The organism is Embleya australiensis (assembly GCF_051903075.1).
GTDB lineage: Bacteria > Actinomycetota > Actinomycetes > Streptomycetales > Streptomycetaceae > Embleya.
In genome coordinates this window covers 4,846,043-4,861,341 of the sequence record NZ_CP182422.1, presented here as the reverse complement: position 1 = coordinate 4,861,341, position 15,299 = coordinate 4,846,043, and the positions used below count along the sequence as shown (strand labels likewise).

Annotated in this window: 15 protein-coding genes; 6 read left to right on the top strand and 9 right to left on the bottom strand. The window is 71.8% G+C overall.

Features of this window, described 5'->3' with window-relative positions; all coding sequences use genetic code 11:
* Position 1 precedes the first annotated feature (1 nt).
* From ACMXN5_RS21225 to ACMXN5_RS21215, 3 genes are all read right to left on the bottom strand, one after another.
* Positions 2-835, bottom strand: a complete 834-nt coding sequence (locus tag ACMXN5_RS21225; RefSeq protein ID WP_395787682.1) for a carbohydrate ABC transporter permease — start codon at positions 833-835, stop codon at positions 2-4.
* Positions 832-1,836 carry a carbohydrate ABC transporter permease gene (locus ACMXN5_RS21220; protein ID WP_439676550.1) on the bottom strand — a complete coding sequence of 335 codons (1,005 nt, stop codon included), beginning with the start codon at positions 1,834-1,836 and terminating at the stop codon, positions 832-834. Before ACMXN5_RS21220 ends, ACMXN5_RS21225 begins: the two co-directional genes overlap by 4 nt.
* Before the next feature lie 220 nt (positions 1,837-2,056).
* Positions 2,057-3,358 (bottom strand): extracellular solute-binding protein, encoded by a 1,302-nt coding sequence (locus tag ACMXN5_RS21215; RefSeq protein ID WP_439676549.1) that lies wholly within the window; start codon positions 3,356-3,358, stop codon positions 2,057-2,059.
* A 367-nt stretch (positions 3,359-3,725) separates the two neighbouring features.
* Here ACMXN5_RS21215 and ACMXN5_RS21210 point away from each other — a divergent pair, with 367 nt between their 5' ends.
* The 6 genes from ACMXN5_RS21210 (at position 3,726) to bsaP (ending at position 9,181) form a co-directional block, all read left to right on the top strand.
* A complete protein-coding gene (locus tag ACMXN5_RS21210) occupies positions 3,726-4,469 on the top strand; it encodes a GntR family transcriptional regulator (protein ID WP_126637595.1) in 744 nt (247 codons plus the stop codon).
* Between the two features lie 258 nt (positions 4,470-4,727).
* On the top strand, positions 4,728-5,453 hold the full coding sequence (gene bioD / locus ACMXN5_RS21205) for a dethiobiotin synthase (protein ID WP_395787676.1): 726 nt from the start codon (positions 4,728-4,730) through the stop codon (positions 5,451-5,453).
* Between the two features lie 5 nt (positions 5,454-5,458).
* Positions 5,459-6,502 carry a biotin synthase BioB gene (bioB, locus tag ACMXN5_RS21200; protein WP_380042695.1) on the top strand — a complete coding sequence of 348 codons (1,044 nt, stop codon included), beginning with the start codon at positions 5,459-5,461 and terminating at the stop codon, positions 6,500-6,502.
* A gap of 137 nt (positions 6,503-6,639) precedes the next feature.
* Entirely contained in the window at positions 6,640-8,331 is a 1,692-nt protein-coding gene (locus ACMXN5_RS21195) for an acetolactate synthase (protein WP_439676548.1), read from the top strand.
* Between the two features lie 23 nt (positions 8,332-8,354).
* On the top strand, positions 8,355-8,918 hold the full coding sequence (locus ACMXN5_RS21190) for a GNAT family N-acetyltransferase (protein ID WP_439676547.1): 564 nt from the start codon (positions 8,355-8,357) through the stop codon (positions 8,916-8,918).
* A gap of 68 nt (positions 8,919-8,986) precedes the next feature.
* The gene (bsaP, locus tag ACMXN5_RS21185) at positions 8,987-9,181 is read left to right on the top strand and encodes a biotin synthase auxiliary protein BsaP (protein WP_439676546.1); all 195 of its coding nucleotides are present in this window, start codon (positions 8,987-8,989) and stop codon (positions 9,179-9,181) included.
* Between the two features lie 582 nt (positions 9,182-9,763).
* On the opposite strand, the gene ACMXN5_RS21180 is transcribed toward bsaP, so the two are convergent.
* The 6 genes from ACMXN5_RS21180 to ACMXN5_RS21155 form a co-directional block, all read right to left on the bottom strand.
* A complete protein-coding gene (locus ACMXN5_RS21180; RefSeq protein WP_439676545.1) occupies positions 9,764-11,119 on the bottom strand; it encodes an HD-GYP domain-containing protein in 1,356 nt (451 codons plus the stop codon).
* Positions 11,116-12,519 carry an HD-GYP domain-containing protein gene (locus ACMXN5_RS21175; protein WP_439676544.1) on the bottom strand — a complete coding sequence of 468 codons (1,404 nt, stop codon included), beginning with the start codon at positions 12,517-12,519 and terminating at the stop codon, positions 11,116-11,118. Before ACMXN5_RS21175 ends, ACMXN5_RS21180 begins: the two co-directional genes overlap by 4 nt.
* 180 nt (positions 12,520-12,699) lie before the next feature.
* The gene (rsrA, locus tag ACMXN5_RS21170; RefSeq protein ID WP_379994774.1) at positions 12,700-13,017 is read right to left on the bottom strand and encodes a mycothiol system anti-sigma-R factor; all 318 of its coding nucleotides are present in this window, start codon (positions 13,015-13,017) and stop codon (positions 12,700-12,702) included.
* Positions 13,014-13,739: a sigma-70 family RNA polymerase sigma factor gene (locus ACMXN5_RS21165; protein ID WP_235618548.1), complete on the bottom strand. Its 726-nt coding sequence runs from the start codon at positions 13,737-13,739 to the stop codon at positions 13,014-13,016. Before ACMXN5_RS21165 ends, rsrA begins: the two co-directional genes overlap by 4 nt.
* Positions 13,740-13,797: 58 nt before the next feature.
* On the bottom strand, positions 13,798-14,436 hold the full coding sequence (locus ACMXN5_RS21160) for an alpha/beta hydrolase family protein (RefSeq protein WP_439676543.1): 639 nt from the start codon (positions 14,434-14,436) through the stop codon (positions 13,798-13,800).
* Between the two features lie 43 nt (positions 14,437-14,479).
* On the bottom strand, positions 14,480-15,250 hold the full coding sequence (locus ACMXN5_RS21155) for an SOS response-associated peptidase (protein WP_395787663.1): 771 nt from the start codon (positions 15,248-15,250) through the stop codon (positions 14,480-14,482).
* Positions 15,251-15,299: the final 49 nt, after the last annotated feature.

Below are 15,299 nucleotides of genomic sequence, written 5' to 3'. Positions count from 1 at the left end.
ATCAGCCCTTTACCGCGCCGGAGGTGAGCCCGCCGGTGACCTTGCCCTGCAAGACCAGGAAGATCGCAAGCACCGGAAGCATGAAGAGGGTGGAGGCGGCCATGATGGCGCCCCAGTCGATGGTGAGCCCGTTGCTGAAGGAGTTGAGCCAGGTCGGCAGCGTGCGCTGCTCCGGCTTGTTCAGCAGCAGCGCGTTGGCGAACGCGAACTCGTTCCACGCGGTGATGAAGCCGAACAGCGAGGTGGAGAGCAGGCCCGGGGCCAGCAGCGGGAAGACGACCTTGCGGAACGCGGTGAAGCGCGAACAGCCGTCCACCCGGGCGGCCTCCTCCAGCTCCACCGGGATGCCCCCGAGGAAGCCGCGCAGGGTCACGATCGAGAACGGCAGCGTCATCACGAAGTAGATCGCGGTGAGCATCGGCAGCGAGTCGAGCAGGTCGTTGTCGCGCGCGATCAGGTACATCGGGATCATCAGCGCCTCCCACGGCGCCATCTGCGCGATGAACACCATGAGGATGAAGGGCGCCCGGCCCTTCCAGTGCATACGCGCCACCGCGAACGCGGCGAAGCACGCCACGACCAGCGCCAGGAGCACGCCGCAGCCCGCGACCAGCAGGCTGTTGCGCCAGTAGTCCCAGAAGTGCGGCGTGTTGACCGCCGTGTCGAAGTTGTGGAACGAGATCGAACTCGGCAGGAACTTCGGCGTCGACGACTGGATGTCCTTGGCCGGCTTGAACGCGGTGAGGATCATCCAGTAGACGGGGAAGATCGACACGGCGAAGACCAGCAGCGCCGCGATGTTGAGCGGAATCCGCTTCAGGGTGCGCGCCTTCACTTGTCGGCCTCCCGCTCCTGCTTGAACATCTGACGGAAGTAGAAGACGAGCATCACCACGAGGATGAGCACGGTGATCGTGGAGATCGCGCCGGCCATGTCGAACAACTTGAGCGACATGCCCTGCTGGTACGCGTACACGGGCAGCGTGCGGACGTCGTTGATCGGCCCGTTCTCGCCCGCGATCGCCCAGATCTGGGCGAACGACTTGAAGATCCAGATCACTTCCAGCGACGTCACCAGCGCGAAGATCGGGCGCAGGATCGGGAAGGTGATCGAGCTGAAGATGCGCACCGGACCGGCGCCGTCGAGTCGGGCCGACTCGTAGACGTCGGTCGACACGGTGGTCAGCCCGGCGTAGAGGGTCAGCGTCGCGAAGGGAATCGACTGCCACACGATGAGCAGGGTGACCACGGTCAGGGTGGAGGTTCCGTGCGCGAACCAGGTGTAGCCCTCGTAGTCGAAGCCGAGCTTGACCAGCGCCCAGTTGACCACGCCGTTGTCGGAGCGGAAGAGCCACTTGAAGATCGTGGTGGCCGCGATCACCGGGGTCGCCCACGCGGCGACCAGGCCGATCAGCACCACGATGCGCATGGCCTTGCCGAGCTTCATCAGCATCAGCGCGCACAGCGTGGAGATCACCATGATCGCCACGACGTTGATCGCGGTGAAATAGAAGGTCCGCCGGGTGACCTCCCAGAACTCGTCGTCCTTGACGACGGCCTGGTAGTTCTCCCAACCGACGTAGTCGGCCGACCGCGAGATCAGCTGCTTGAAGCGGTAATGCTGGAACGACAACATGACGTTCCGGACCACCGGATAGAACAGCAGGAAGGCGATCCCGAGAATCGCGGGCGCGACAAGAAGGTATGGGGTGACCGACTTGACGATCCCCGACGGCTTGCGTGGGGGCTTCGATGCGCGTCTGGCACCCGATGGTGCCTGCTTGCGCGGGGGCTGCGTAGGTGTCGCGACCACCGCGTCTGCCTTGGAGGCTGACACAGCTGCCTTCCCGTGGTTCGGTGTCGGGGGTCTCCGGCCCGTCCGGCCCGGTGGCAGGACGTGGCGAGAGCGCGGAGCCGGCGACGGGGGACCGCCGGCGGGCCGCGCCGGGTGGGCCGGGCCGGTCCCGCCGCGGAGGAGTACCCCGCGGCGGGAGCCGACCGTTCGGCCGAACTGTTCATCACCCGATCCGCTCAGCGGTCCGGGCGGGTGGTGCGGGTCAGTTCTTGGTGTTCAGCGTCTTCTCGATCGACGCGTTGGCTTCCTTGCCGGCCGCGGCCGCGTCGCCACCGGTCATCACCTTGGTGAGGTACGCCTTGATCGGGTTGTTCTCCTCGACGGAGGCCCAGTTCGGCGAGTTGGGGGTGGCGAAGCCGTTCTTCGCGCCCTCCATCATCGCCGCGCCGCCCGGGTCGGCGGTGACCGCACTGGCGAGCGTGGTCTTGTTCGGGAGCTGCTTGGTCGCCTGCGCGAGCTTGGTCTGCCACTCGTCGCTGTTGATCAGCTTGATGACGTCGTAGGCCAGGTCCTGGTTCTTCGACGCCTCGGGGACCATCAGGTCGGAACCACCGGTGAGGGTGGCACCGGCCTTGCTCGCGTCCTTGCCCGGGATCGGGAAGAAGCCGAACTTGTCCTTCAGGGCCGGGTTCGACTTGATGATCGTCTCGGCCTCGCCCGGAACGGCGATGAACTGGGCGATCTTGCCGCCGTCGGCCGCGAGGACCTCGGGCTGGGTCTTCTCGTCGCCGTCCTTGGCGGCCTTGCCGAGCGCCTGGAGCTGCTTGTAGAAGCCGGCGGCGGCCACGGCCGGGGCGCCGTCGAGGTTGGCCTTCCACGCGCTGCCGGACTTGGTCGCGATGTCCGCGCCCTCGTCCTTGAGCAGACCCGAGTAGAAGTACCAGTTCTGACCGGGCAGGTAGATGCCCTGCTGGTCGCCGGTGTTGAGGCGGGTGGTGACGTCGAGCCACTCGGCGCGGGTCTTCGGCGGTGTGGTGATGCCGGCCTTCGCGAAGAGGTCCTTGTTGTAGATCACGACACGGTTGGCGGCGTAGAACGGGATGCCGTAGGTCTTGCCGTCGACCTTGCCCGGGTCGGACAGGCCGGTCAGCCAGTCCTTGCCACCGAGCTCGTTGACCTTGGAGCTGAGGTCCTTCAGACCGCCCGAGGCGCCGTACTGGGCGATCTGGGTGTTGCCCGCCTCGACGACGTCGGGGGCGTCGTTGCTGGCGAGGGCGCCGGTGATCTTCTGACCGATACCGTTCCACTGCTGGATCTGCACGTCCAGCTTGGCGCCCGGGTGGTCCGCCTCGAACTTGGTCTTCAGCGCGGCGATGTAGTCGTCGGGGGCGGAGCCCTTCATCAGCCAGACGCGAACGGTCTTGCCGTTGCCCGCGGCCGGCGCGCTCGCGCCCGGTGCCTTGGTTTCCTTCTTGTTGTCATCGCTGCTGCTGTCGGACCCACAGGCGGCAACACCGGTCAGCGCCGCCGCGACACCGGCCGCGACGAGAAGACGACGCTTCACTACATCCTCCTCAGGATGTCGGGCACCGCAGTTCGGTATGAAGTCGTCGATATTCGCCCGTCGGATCCGTGAGGTGCGCGGACCGACCGAGTCCCCCACTGGGGAGGGGACTCGAAATGGGAAAACACCGACGCCCCAGGGACGAGGGTTGCGCGGTGACCATCAATGGTTTAGACCATTTCGGAGGTTGGCATAGACCAATTGGGGTGTCAAGGTTCCGTAGACGGCGAAGGCACGCCGTTATCGGACCGACATCCGCGCTCCTGGTCCTGGGGGGATCGGTGGTCGTGCCACGATGGGGACCGAACGTGTCAGGAGGGCACCGGTGACGGCGGAACACGTGATCACGACCACGGCGGACAGTGCGATGGCGGGAGGCGACGCCGGCCTCGAGCCGAGCGCTCGCGTGCCCAAGTACTACCGCCTCAAGCGCCATCTTCAGGAGCTGACCAACACCCAGCCACCGGGCACGCCCGTGCCACCCGAGCGCACCCTCGCGGCGCAGTTCGACATCTCCCGCACCACCGTGCGCCAGGCGCTTCAGGAGCTGGTCATCGAGGGGCGCCTGGAGCGCGCCCAGGGCCGGGGCACCTTCGTCGCCAAGCCCAAGGTGGCGCAGAGCCTCCAGCTGACGTCGTACACCGAGGACATGCAGGCCCAGGGCCTGGAACCGACCTCGCGGCTGATCGAGATCGGCTACATCACCTGCGACGACCACCTCGCGGAGCGGCTCGCCATCCGACCCGGCAACCGCGTGCTGCGCATCGAGCGCCTGCGGCTGGCCAACTCCGAGCCGATGGCCATCGAGACCACGCACCTGTCCACCAAGCGCTTCCCCGGGTTGCGCAAGCACCTGGCCAAGCACAACTCGCTGTATCGGGCCCTGTCGGCCGGTTTCGACGTCCATCTCGCCGAGGCCGAGGAGACCATCGAAACCGCGATGGCCACCCCGCGCGAGGCCGGACTGCTCGGTACCGACGTGGGCCTGCCGCTGCTGCTGCTGTCCCGGCACAGCTTCGACACCGACGGCGAACCGGTCGAATGGGTGCGATCCGTCTACCGCGGCGACCGGTACAAGTTCGTCGCCCGCCTGCGCCGCCCCCAGGAATGAGCCGGTGAGCGCGCCGGCGGTCCCTTCGAACACATGCGATCGGCCGGACGGCCCGGGCCCACCCGGACCGTCCGGCCGATCGCCGGAGGATTGCCGTTCACTCCCACAGCCCCGTGCAAAGGGCCGCTCGTCCGGTGTCGTGCGCGGCCCCGCCGGACCACGCACCCACCACTTCGATCATGCCTCGCCGGCGCGCCTCGCGGCCGGCGCCAAAGGTCCACGAACGGCGGGCCCAAGGTCCCCCTACCCTGGACCGTCATGAGCGTTCTCGTGGTGACCGGCACCGACACCGGGGTGGGCAAGACGATCGTCACGGCGGCCGTCGCCGCCATCGCCGCGGTGCGCGGCGGCTCCGTCGCGGTGGTCAAGCCCTCGCAGACGGGCGTGGCGCCCGACGAGCCGGGCGACCTCGCCGACGTGCGGCGCCTGGCCGGGGTGACCGACCTGCACGAATACTCCCGCTACCCCGACCCGCTCTCCCCCGCCGCCGCCTCCCGGGTCTCCGGTCTGCCGCCGGTGGACCTGTACGGGGTCGCCGACCGGGTCCGCGCGCTGGCCAAGGAGACCGACCTCGTGGTGGTCGAGGGCGCGGGCGGCCTGCTCGTGCGCTTCGACGACGACGGCACCACGATCGCCGACCTCGCGCACGAGCTCAGGGCGGGCGTGCTCGTGGTAGCCCGCCCCGACCTCGGCACCCTCAACCACACCGCGCTCACCCTGGAATCGTTGGCCCATCGGGGAGTCGACCTGGTCGGCGTGGTGATCGGCGCCTGGCCGAACGAGCCCGACCTGGCGATGCGCTGCAACGTCCGGGATCTGGAGACGCTGGCCGCCCGGCCACTGGCCGGCGTACTGCCCGCCGGTGCCGGTTCGCTGCACCCGGCCGACTTCCTGCTCACGGCCCGCGCGAGTCTGGCCCCCGCCCTGGGGGGTACCTTCGACCCGGCCGCGTTCCGCGCCGCACAGGATCCGACCGCAAGGTGAGCCACATGACGGAATCCCTCGACACCGCCCTCGACGACCGTACGCAGACCGGGACCGACGACATCCTGGCCGTGGCCCGACACCAGGTGCTGGAGCAGGGTCGCGGCCTGAGCGCCGAACAGGTGCTGGCCGTGCTGACCCTGCCCGACGACCGGCTGGAGGAACTGCTCCAGCTCGCGCACGAGGTTCGGGTCCGGCACTGCGGGCCCGAGGTCGAGGTCGAGGGCATCGTCTCGGTCAAGACCGGCGGCTGCCCCGAGGACTGCCACTTCTGCTCGCAGTCCGGCCTGTTCCCCTCCCCCGTGCGGGCCGCCTGGCTCGACATCCCCTCCCTCGTGGAGGCGGCGAAGGAGACCGCAGCGACCGGCGCCACCGAGTTCTGCATCGTGGCCGCGGTGCGCGGCCCCGACGCACGCCTGATGAAGCAGATGCGCGAGGGCGTCGCGGCGATCCGCGAGGTCGTCGACATCAACATCGCCGCCTCCCTCGGCATGCTCACCCAGGAGCAGGTCGACGAGCTGGCCGACATGGGCATCCACCGCTACAACCACAACCTGGAGACGGCGAAGTCGTACTTCACCAACGTGGTCACCACCCACACGTGGGAGGAGCGCTGGGACACCCTGCGGATGGTGCGCGCGGCGGGCATGGAGGTGTGCTGCGGCGGCATCGTCGGCATGGGCGAGTCGGTCGAGCAGCGCGCCGAGTTCGCCGGCCAGCTGGCCGAGCTGGAGCCGGACGAGGTGCCGCTGAACTTCCTCAACCCGCGCCCGGGCACCCCGTTCGCCGACCAGAAGGTGCTGGAGCCGCGCGAGGCGCTGCGGATCATCGGCGCCTTCCGGCTCGCCCTGCCCCGGACCATCCTGCGCTACGCGGGCGGGCGCGAGATCGCGCTCGGCGACCTCGGCACGCGCGACGGCCTGCTCGGCGGGATCAACGCGGTGATCGTCGGCAACTACCTCACCACCCTGGGCCGCACCGCCGACGCCGACCTGGCCCTGCTCGACGAACTGAGCATGCCGGTCAAGGCGCTCAACCAGACCCTGTAGCCACCTCGCCCGCCCGCGGCCCCCACCCCGACCCGGGGGCCGCCGGCGCCGGCCCCTCTACTGCCCGTCGGGCGCGCGCGGATAGGTTTCCCCCCGGCACACGAGGGTGGCGGCGTCTACGGCGACGGAGGCCGGGCATGCGCGCACGACGAGGGGCCGGGGGCCGGGTACCCGCGAGCGGGACGGTCGAGGGGCACGGCGGGGCGCTCGCGGTCGCCGCCGCCCGGGCACACGGGATCGACACCATGTTCACCCTGTCGGGAGGCCATGTCTTCCCGCTCTACGACGGCGCCGTCGGCGCGGAGCCGGCGCTGCGGGTGATCGACGTACGGCACGAGCAGACCGCCGTGTTCGCCGCCGAGGCGACCGCCAAGCTCACCCGCCGACCGGGCCTGGCCGTGCTCACCGCGGGCCCCGGCGTCACCAACGGGATCAGCGCGGTGGCCACCGCCTGGTTCAACGGCTCGCCGATGCTGGTCCTGGGCGGCAGGGCGCCGGCGTTCCGCTGGGGCTCGGGCGCGCTCCAGGAACTCGACCACCCCCCGCTGCTCGCGTCGATCACGAAACGCGCGGCCACCGTGCACGACACCGACCGGATCGCCACCGAGGTGGACGCCGCGCTGGTCCTGGCGAACAGCCCGCACCGCGGCCCGGTCTTCCTGGACGTACCGATGGACGTGCTCTACGACCGGGCCGAGGTGACGCTGCCGGCCGCCGCGCGGCCCGCGCCCGTACTGCCCGACCCGGACCTGGTCGCGGTGATCGCCGACCTGCTGGTGCGCGCCGCCCGCCCGGTCCTGGTGCTCGGCCAGGACGTGTGGATCGGCGGCGCCGAGCACGCCGCCCGCCGGGCCGCCGAAACGATCGGCCTGCCGGTAGTGGCCAACGGCATGGGCCGGGGCGTATTGCCGGCCGGCCACCCGCTGCTCGCCGGTCGGGCCCGGGTCGGCGCGCTCGGCGGCGCCGACCTGGTCCTGGTGGCGGGTGCGCCGCTGGACTTCCGGCTGTCCTACGGCGGCTTCGGCGGGCAGGGCGGCGGGCCGCCCGCCCGGGTGGTGCACCTGGCCGACGCGCCGCCCGAGGCGACCGCGCACGGGCACTGCGCGGTACGCGCCTGCGGCGACCTGAGCGCCCTGTTCGACGCGCTCACCGCGGCGTGGGAGCGGGTCGGGCGGGTCGGCATGTACCGCGACTGGGCCGCCCACGTGCGCGCCGCGGCCCGTACCGCCGCACAGTCCGACGCGCCGCTGCTCGCCGGCGCCGGCCGACCGATCCATCCCGCGCGCGTGCACGGCGAACTGCTGCGCCTGCTCGACGAGGACGCGGTGGTGATCGGCGACGGCGGCGACTTCGTGTCCTACGCGGGCAAGTACATCGAGCCCGCCCGCCCTGGCGGCTGGCTGGACGCGGGCCCCTACGGCTGCCTGGGCACCGGCCTGGGCTACGCGCTCGGCGCCCGGCTGGCCCGGCCCTCGGCGCAGGTGGTGCTGCTGCTCGGGGACGGCGCGGCGGGCTTTTCCCTGATGGACGTGGACACCCTGGTCCGGCATCGGCTGCCGGTGGTGCTGATCGTCGGCAACAACGGGTGCTGGGCCCTGGAGAAGCACCCGATGCGGATGCTCTACGGCCACCACGTGGCCGCCGATCTGGCGCCGAGCACCCGCTACGACGACGTGGTGCGGGCGCTGGGCGGCGCGGGCGAGACGGTCGCCCGGCCCGAGCAGATCGCCCCCGCGCTGCGCCGCGCGTTCGCCTCCGGGGTGCCCTATCTGGTGAACGTGCTCACCGATCCGGAGGCGGTCTACCCACGCTCGACCATGGGCGTGTGATTCGCGGCGTAAACTGGACGGCTATGAATCCCCCTGGCTCCGCCGCCGCGGCCCGACCCCACGACCATCACCCCGCGCCGACCGGCGTCCGCATCCGCCAGGCCCGTCCGGAGGAGTACGAGGCGGTCGGCGAGGTGACCATCGCCGGCTACGCGGGACTGGTCGCCTCCGACCAGGACTACGTCAACGACCTGCGCAAGGCCGCGCACCGCGCGGAGAACTCCGAACTGCTCGTGGCCGTGGACGAGCACACCGGCGAGATCCTGGGCACCGTCGCGTTCGTCCTGCCCGGCAGCGCCTACGCGGAGGTCTCCCGCGAGGGCGAGGGCGAGTTCCGGATGCTCGCGGTCGCCCCGTCCGCGCGCGGGCGCGGCATCGGCGAGGCGCTCGTCGAGGCGTGCCTGGAGCGCGCTCGCAAGTACCACTTCACCGCCGTGGCGATCTCCACCGTGTGGGACATGCGCGCCGCGCACCGGCTCTACGGCCGCATGGGCTTCCACCGCGCGCCCGAGCGGGACTGGTGGCCGGCGCCCGAGGTGGAGCTGATCTGCTACCTCAAGGACCTGCGCGAGACCCCGCAGGGCTGACCGCGGCCGGCCGTCGCGGCCGGGGGTGTCCGGTCGGGCCGCCGGGACCAGGGCCGTAATCTACGGCCGTGACCACCATTGCAGCCTTCTGCGACCACTGCGGCGAGCAGCTTGCCGGCGCCGCGCACGACGACTGTGTGCGGCGCCGCGAACTCGAGCCGCCGCGCTACTGCGGCCAGTGCCAGCGGCGGATGACCGTACAGGTGACCCCGCGCGGTTGGACCGCCAAGTGCGTCGAACACGGAGTGCTCACCGCGATCTGACCAACACTCGTCACGACCCGACGCACGTCCGCCCCGATCCGACGGTGCGCACGTCGCCCCGCCCGGCACCCACCGCAGCCCGACCGGGACTCGCCCGGTCCCACCGTTGACCACCTCGGCCCGACGGGTGCACCTCGCTCCGCCCGACGCCCATCGCGACCCGGCCGGGCCTCGTCTCGGCCCGACGCCTGTCCGGCCAGATCCGGCGGTGCGCGCCTCGATCCGGCCGGCGCCCACCGCAGCCCGACCGGGACTCGCCCGGTCCCACCGTTGACCACCTCGGTCCGACGGGTGCACCTCGATCCGCCCGACGCCCATCGCGGCCCGACCGGGACTCGCCCGGTCCCACCGGTGTCCACCTCGGTCCGGCGGGTGCACCTCGATCCGGCCGGCGCCCATCGCGGTCCGACCGGCAGCCGCCTCGGTCCGACCGGTGTCCGGCCCGATCCGGCGGGTGCACCTCGATCCGACCGACGCGCATCGCGGTTCGGCCGGGGCTCGTCTCGGTCCGGCCGGGGGCCATCGCGGCTCGGCTTGCGCACTCGGCCGGAGGCCCCGGCACTCGGCCGGAGGCCCCGGCGCTCAGCCGGCCCGTTCGAGCACCTGCGCCAGTGCCTCGACCACCCGCGGGTCGTAGGCCCCGGCCGCCTCCGCGCGCAGCCGGGCGAACACCTCGCGCCGCGCGCCGAGGTCGTCGGCGGACGCGAGCAGGTCGTCGTAGGCGTTGGCCACCCTGATGATCCGACTGGCCAGGGGCGGCGGCGGTGCCGCGCTCTCGTCGCGGTACGGATCGGCCTGCGCGGCCACGATGGTCGCCACCCGGTCCAGGACGCCGCTCTCCCGGATCACCTCCGCGCCCAGCCGGGCGATCCGACGCTGTTCGGCGACGGGCAGGTCGAGCGTGGTGCCGCCGGGCACCGGGTCGGCCAGCGCCAGCTGCCCGATGTCGTGCATCCGCGCCGCGTAGGCCAGTTCGCGCAGTTCCACCTCGCCCAGCCCCAGATCCACCCCGACCGCGTGGGCCAACTCGCCCACCCGGGCCGCGTGTCCGGGCGAGCCGCACCCCGCCGCCTCGGGCAGCCGGGACAGCGCCTCGACGGTCTGCCGGTGCACCTGCCCGATCGCGGCGCAGCGCCGGAAGGACAGCAACACCAGCAGCGACGGCACGCAGAACACCGGCACCGCCCACAGCCCCAGCGCGCCGGTGGACAGCGCGATCAGCATCCCGGTGGCGCCCACGGCGGTGCCGATCCCGGCCGGCCCGCCCGACACCCGACCGCCGTCCCCGCCGTCCGCCCCGATCCGCCCGCGGATGCCCGGGCCCGCGCCGAGCGCCCGCAGTTCGGCCAGCAGCGCGGGACAGAACGGACCGCCCACCCGGACCATGGCCACCACCACCGCGTCGCACAGCACGGTCAGCAGCACCACCAAGACCAGGAACGTGCCGTACGCCCAGCCGTGCGCCATCACCGGATCGAGCCCGCCCGCCGCGTACAGCGGCCGGAACAGCGTCGCGGCGAACGCCGCCGCGAGCAGGCGCCGGGCCACGTACGCGGGATCCGGCGCCCGCCCGCGCGCCACGTGCGGCAGGGTGCCCGCGAGCAGCGCGACGCCGACCACCGCGACCACCTGGAGCACGCCGTGCCGGGACACCGTGCCGTGCACGTCCGGCAGCAGGGCGTAGGCCAGCGCGCCGGCCGCGCCCAGTGGAGCGCTCTCCCGGCTGCCGGGCAGCGTCACCCGGGCCGCCTCGCCGACCGCGATCACCAGGCCGAACACCAGCGCGTACCAGGGCTGCACCACGCCCCGGGCCGCGGTGCCGGCCACCGCGGCCACCGCCGCGAGCGCGCCAAGCCCGAGCACGAGGGTGCGGGTATGCGCCCGCGACCGCGCGGCCGGACCGCCCGGCGCGCGCCGGACCCGGGTCACCGCGATCACGATCCGCCACCGACCCGCTCGCGCGCCACCGAATGGGTGTCCGAGACCCCGTCCCGGCAGGCGTCGGAGGAGGTGTCCGCCGAGGGGATCCCCGGCCGGCCCTCCGCACGCGGTTTCCCGCGCGGCGCGGGCACCCGGTCCCGCACCTCCCCCTCCGGCCAACCGTGTCGGTCCAGCGCCTCGGCCAACGCCTCGACCATCCGCGGGTCGAACTGGGTCCCGCTGCATCGGCGCAGCTCGGCCATCGCCGCCTCGGCGCCGCGCGCGGGCCGATACGACCGGGTCGAGGTCATCGAGTCGAACGCGTCCGCGACCGCGATCACCCGCGCGAACTCGGGGATCTCGGCGCCGGCCAGACCCGCCGGGTAGCCGCGTCCGTCCATCCGTTCGTGGTGGTGCAGGATGCCCGCGCGCGCCTCGCCGAGGAAGGTCAGGTCGGCCACCATCGCGGCACCGGTCACCGGGTGCCGCTGCATCTCGCGCACCTCGTCGGGGTCCAGCCGCCCCGGCTTGGTCAACACCCGGGTGGACACCCCCAGTTTGCCGACGTCGTGCAGGATCCCCGCGTAGCGCAGGCAGCGCACCCGGTCCTCGCGCATGCCGAGCCGGCGGCCGATCAACACCGAGGCGCGGGCCACCCGTTCACTGTGGCCGCGGGTGTAGCCGTCCTTGATCTCCACCGCCCGCACCAGGGTGCGCACCGTCGCCTCGTGCGCCGCCCGCTCGCAGGCCTGCTGCACGTAGGCCCAGAAGGCCACATACAGCGGGAGCAGCACCAACACGGCGGCGAACACGCCCAGTCGCTGCTGCCACAACACCGCCATCATCAGCGCTATCGGCACCGAGCCCAGTCGCCAGCCGGCCGAGCGCACGAACACCTCGCGCAGCACCTGCGGTCGCACGGCGCCCTCGGCCACACCGACCGCGACGGTGTCGAACAGTCCGCTCACCAGGTAGAGCGCCACCCCCGCCGCGGCCGGCGGCACCAGGCCCTCGGGCAGCTCGGCGGCGGACGGATACCGTGATCCGTCCAGGAGTTCGTACACTCGGGCGGCCACCGCGACGGCGAGCACCAGGTGGGCGGCGTGCGCCAGACGGGTGACCATGGTCGCGGTGCGCGACCGCGCGATCAGTACGCCGGGCACCACGACGGCCGCGGCGGGCCCGGCGGGCAGCAGCAGCACCCCCGCGCACACCAGCGGGAAGAGCACCCCGTCGGGGGCGCCGCACAGACCGCCGAGGCGGGCGCGGGCGACGGCTCCGAAGACGACGAACAACACCGCCAGCGCGCCCAGTCGATCGGGTTCGGCGCCGGTCCACGGAAGCAGGACGAGCGCGGACACGGACCCGCCCACCACGATCCCGACGTGGATTCGGGCGCTCGGCGGCAGCGTGCGCATGCGACTCCTCGACTGGTCGCTCGGACCACCGAGAATAGGCCGCCCCGGGAACGACGGAGGGGCGCATGCCCGGTTTGTCCCGACCATGCGCCCCATTTTTAGCCCGATGGAGTCAGTGGATCCGCGCGCCTCGACAGCCCGTTCGAGTCGGCGATCCGGTGCCTCCGGAGTCCGCTCGGATCAACGACCCGGTCGCTCCATCTCGATCGAGGACTCCTCGACCGAGACCCGCTGGGCGTCCACTTCGACGCGCACCAGCTTGATCCGCTCCAACACCTTGTTGCGCAGCTCCGAGGGAACCTCGTCGCGGCCGCAGCAGCGGTGCACCAACTCCTTCACCTGCTGCTCGAGGCCGTACTTGTCCAGGCACGGCGAGCACTCGTCGAGGTGGGTGCGGATGCTGGTGCAGTCCGCGTCGGCCAACTCGTTGTCGATGTACTCGTACAGGTGCCCGAGGATCTCGGAGCAGTCCACCTCGTGGTGGTCACCGCAGCTCATGAGTCCGAGCCTTTCCGGTCGGTGCCTGCGGGGACGAGGCCGCGCTCGCGGGCGTAGTCGGCCAGCAGATCGCGAAGCTGGCGACGCCCGCGGTGCAGGCGCGACATCACGGTCCCGATGGGAGTACCCATGATGTCCGCGATCTCCTTGTACGCGAAACCCTCGACGTCGGCGAGGTACACCGCGATCCGGAACTCCTCGGGAATGGCCTGGAGGGCCGTCTTCACGTCGGAGTCGGGCAGGTGATCGAGTGCCTGCGCCTCGGCCGAGCGCAGTCCGGTGGACATGTGCGACTCGGCGCGGTGCAGCTGCCAGTCCTCGATTTCCTCCGCATGCGATTCCAGCGGCTGCCGCTGCTTCTTACGGTAGGAGTTGATGAAGGTGTTGGTCAGGATGCGATACAGCCAGGCCTTGAGGTTGGTGCCCTCTTTGAACTGGTGGAACGACGCGTACGCCTTCGCGAACGTCTCCTGGACCAGGTCCTCGGCATCGGCCGGGTTGCGGGTCATCCGCAGCGCCGCCGAGTACAACTGATCGAGGAACGGCAGGGCGTCCCGCTCGAACCGCGCGTCTTGCTGCTCCAAGGTCTCCGTTACGAGACCCACCTCCTTCAGGCCAGGAGTCGACGATATCGCCCGAGGCTGATCGGTGCCCGCACCCCACTCGGGCCAGGCGAGAAACGGTGCCTCGTTTCGGACAACCGAACCGGCGGCCTTGAGCATGGGAGCGACCTCCACTCGTCGACGCTTGACAGTGGTGGGAACACGTCGCCGCAGCGGATCATTCCCGGGTGCTCGGCACCGTCAACCAATCGCCCACACCGGCCGTGATCAGCGCCAACGCCGCTTCCTGAGTGATCTCGACGCGCTTCGGTACGGCGAATCCGTGGTCCGCGAACGGCACGGGGAGCACGGTCGGACCGTCCTTCGGAAACTCGTTCGGCGCACCGAACGTGTCCCGTTCGCCCTGCACCACCAGGGTGGGTACGCCCGCCCCGAGCAGTTCAGCCAAGCGCGAACGCTCCGGTCGACCGGGCGGGTGCAGCGGGAAGGCGAGCGCCACCACGCCGGCCACCCCGGTCTCCGCCGCGGTGCGGCAGGCCACCCGGGCGCCGGCACTGCGGCCGGCCCCGAACACGGGCAGCGCCTCGGCGGTGTTGCGCCGGGCGATCTCCTCCAGCACCGGAAGCCAGCCCGCGTCCAACGTCTTGGGCGCCGGCGCGAGCCGGCGGCCGGCGACCCGCCACGGCTGCTCGACCAGGGCCACGTGCACCCCGCGCGCGGGCAGCGCGGCGGCCAGCGCCGCCAGGTCGCGCGCCTCGATCCCGCCGCCCGCGCCGTGGCTCGCCACGAACCAGGCACGCGCCGCGACGGTCGCCCGGTGCAGCGCCACCCGCGCGGTGCCGGGCGGCGTGGCCACCTCGAACACCTCGGGCACGGCGACCGCGGCGGGTCCCGCCGGTTCAGAAGAGCGTCGCGTCAACGGTGACCTCGTCCGGGGGAATCGCGTCGAGCAGGTGGGGCGCGTTGTTGCGCACGTTGTTCACGTCCGTGGAGACCGGGTGCGCCGTCATGAACCCGGCGGGCGGCGGCACGAGCAGCCCGCGTATCTCCTCCGGCTCGGTCCAGGCCGGGTCCAGCCACCCGTCCCACTTGTCCCGGGTCAGCACCAGCGGCATCCGCGGGTGGATCCGGGCCAGCTCGGGCTCGGCGTCCAGGGTCAGGATCGTGCACGTCCACAACCACGCGAGCGGGTCGTCCTCGGCCCGCCCACGATCGCGCCACCACTCGTACAACCCGGCGAAGGCGACCTCGCTGCCGTCGGCCGCGTGGATCCAGTACGGCTGCTTGCGCGAGCCGCCCTTGGGGCCGTCGGGCGCGGTCTCCGGGGTGTGCCACTCGAAGTAGCCGTCGGCCGGCAGCAGGCACCGCCGCGCGGCGAACGCCTTCCGATACGCCGGCTTCTCGTGCACCGTCTCGGAGCGGGCGTTGATCATCTTGGCGCCCATGCCGGGGTCCTTGGCCCAGGACGGCACCAGGCCCCACTTGACCGACCGCAGTTGCCGGGTGGGCGCGCCACCGGACTCCACCGGGCGCTCCAGGACCGCGTACACCTGCTTGGTCGGGGCGATGTTCCAGTCCGGCGGAAGCTCGTCCGCGGGATCGAAACGATCGACCTCGAACATCTCGACGAGGTCGTCGGGGCTCTTGCTGGACGCATAACGGCCACACATGGCGTCCAGAGTGCCACGTACCGAAACGAAATCGGGGGTGGGGCGGCAA

Coding starts and splice junctions, on each gene's coding strand:
- rsrA (WP_379994774.1), bottom strand. CDS start 13,017: ATGAGCTGCGGTGACCACCACGAGGTGGACTGCTCCGAGATCCTCGGG.
- bioB (WP_380042695.1), top strand. CDS start 5,459: ATGACGGAATCCCTCGACACCGCCCTCGACGACCGTACGCAGACCGGG.
- ACMXN5_RS21190 (WP_439676547.1), top strand. CDS start 8,355: ATGAATCCCCCTGGCTCCGCCGCCGCGGCCCGACCCCACGACCATCAC.
- ACMXN5_RS21165 (WP_235618548.1), bottom strand. CDS start 13,739: ATGCTCAAGGCCGCCGGTTCGGTTGTCCGAAACGAGGCACCGTTTCTC.
- ACMXN5_RS21195 (WP_439676548.1), top strand. CDS start 6,640: ATGCGCGCACGACGAGGGGCCGGGGGCCGGGTACCCGCGAGCGGGACG.
- ACMXN5_RS21175 (WP_439676544.1), bottom strand. CDS start 12,519: ATGCGCACGCTGCCGCCGAGCGCCCGAATCCACGTCGGGATCGTGGTG.
- ACMXN5_RS21155 (WP_395787663.1), bottom strand. CDS start 15,250: ATGTGTGGCCGTTATGCGTCCAGCAAGAGCCCCGACGACCTCGTCGAG.
- ACMXN5_RS21210 (WP_126637595.1), top strand. CDS start 3,726: ATGGCGGGAGGCGACGCCGGCCTCGAGCCGAGCGCTCGCGTGCCCAAG.
- bioD (WP_395787676.1), top strand. CDS start 4,728: ATGAGCGTTCTCGTGGTGACCGGCACCGACACCGGGGTGGGCAAGACG.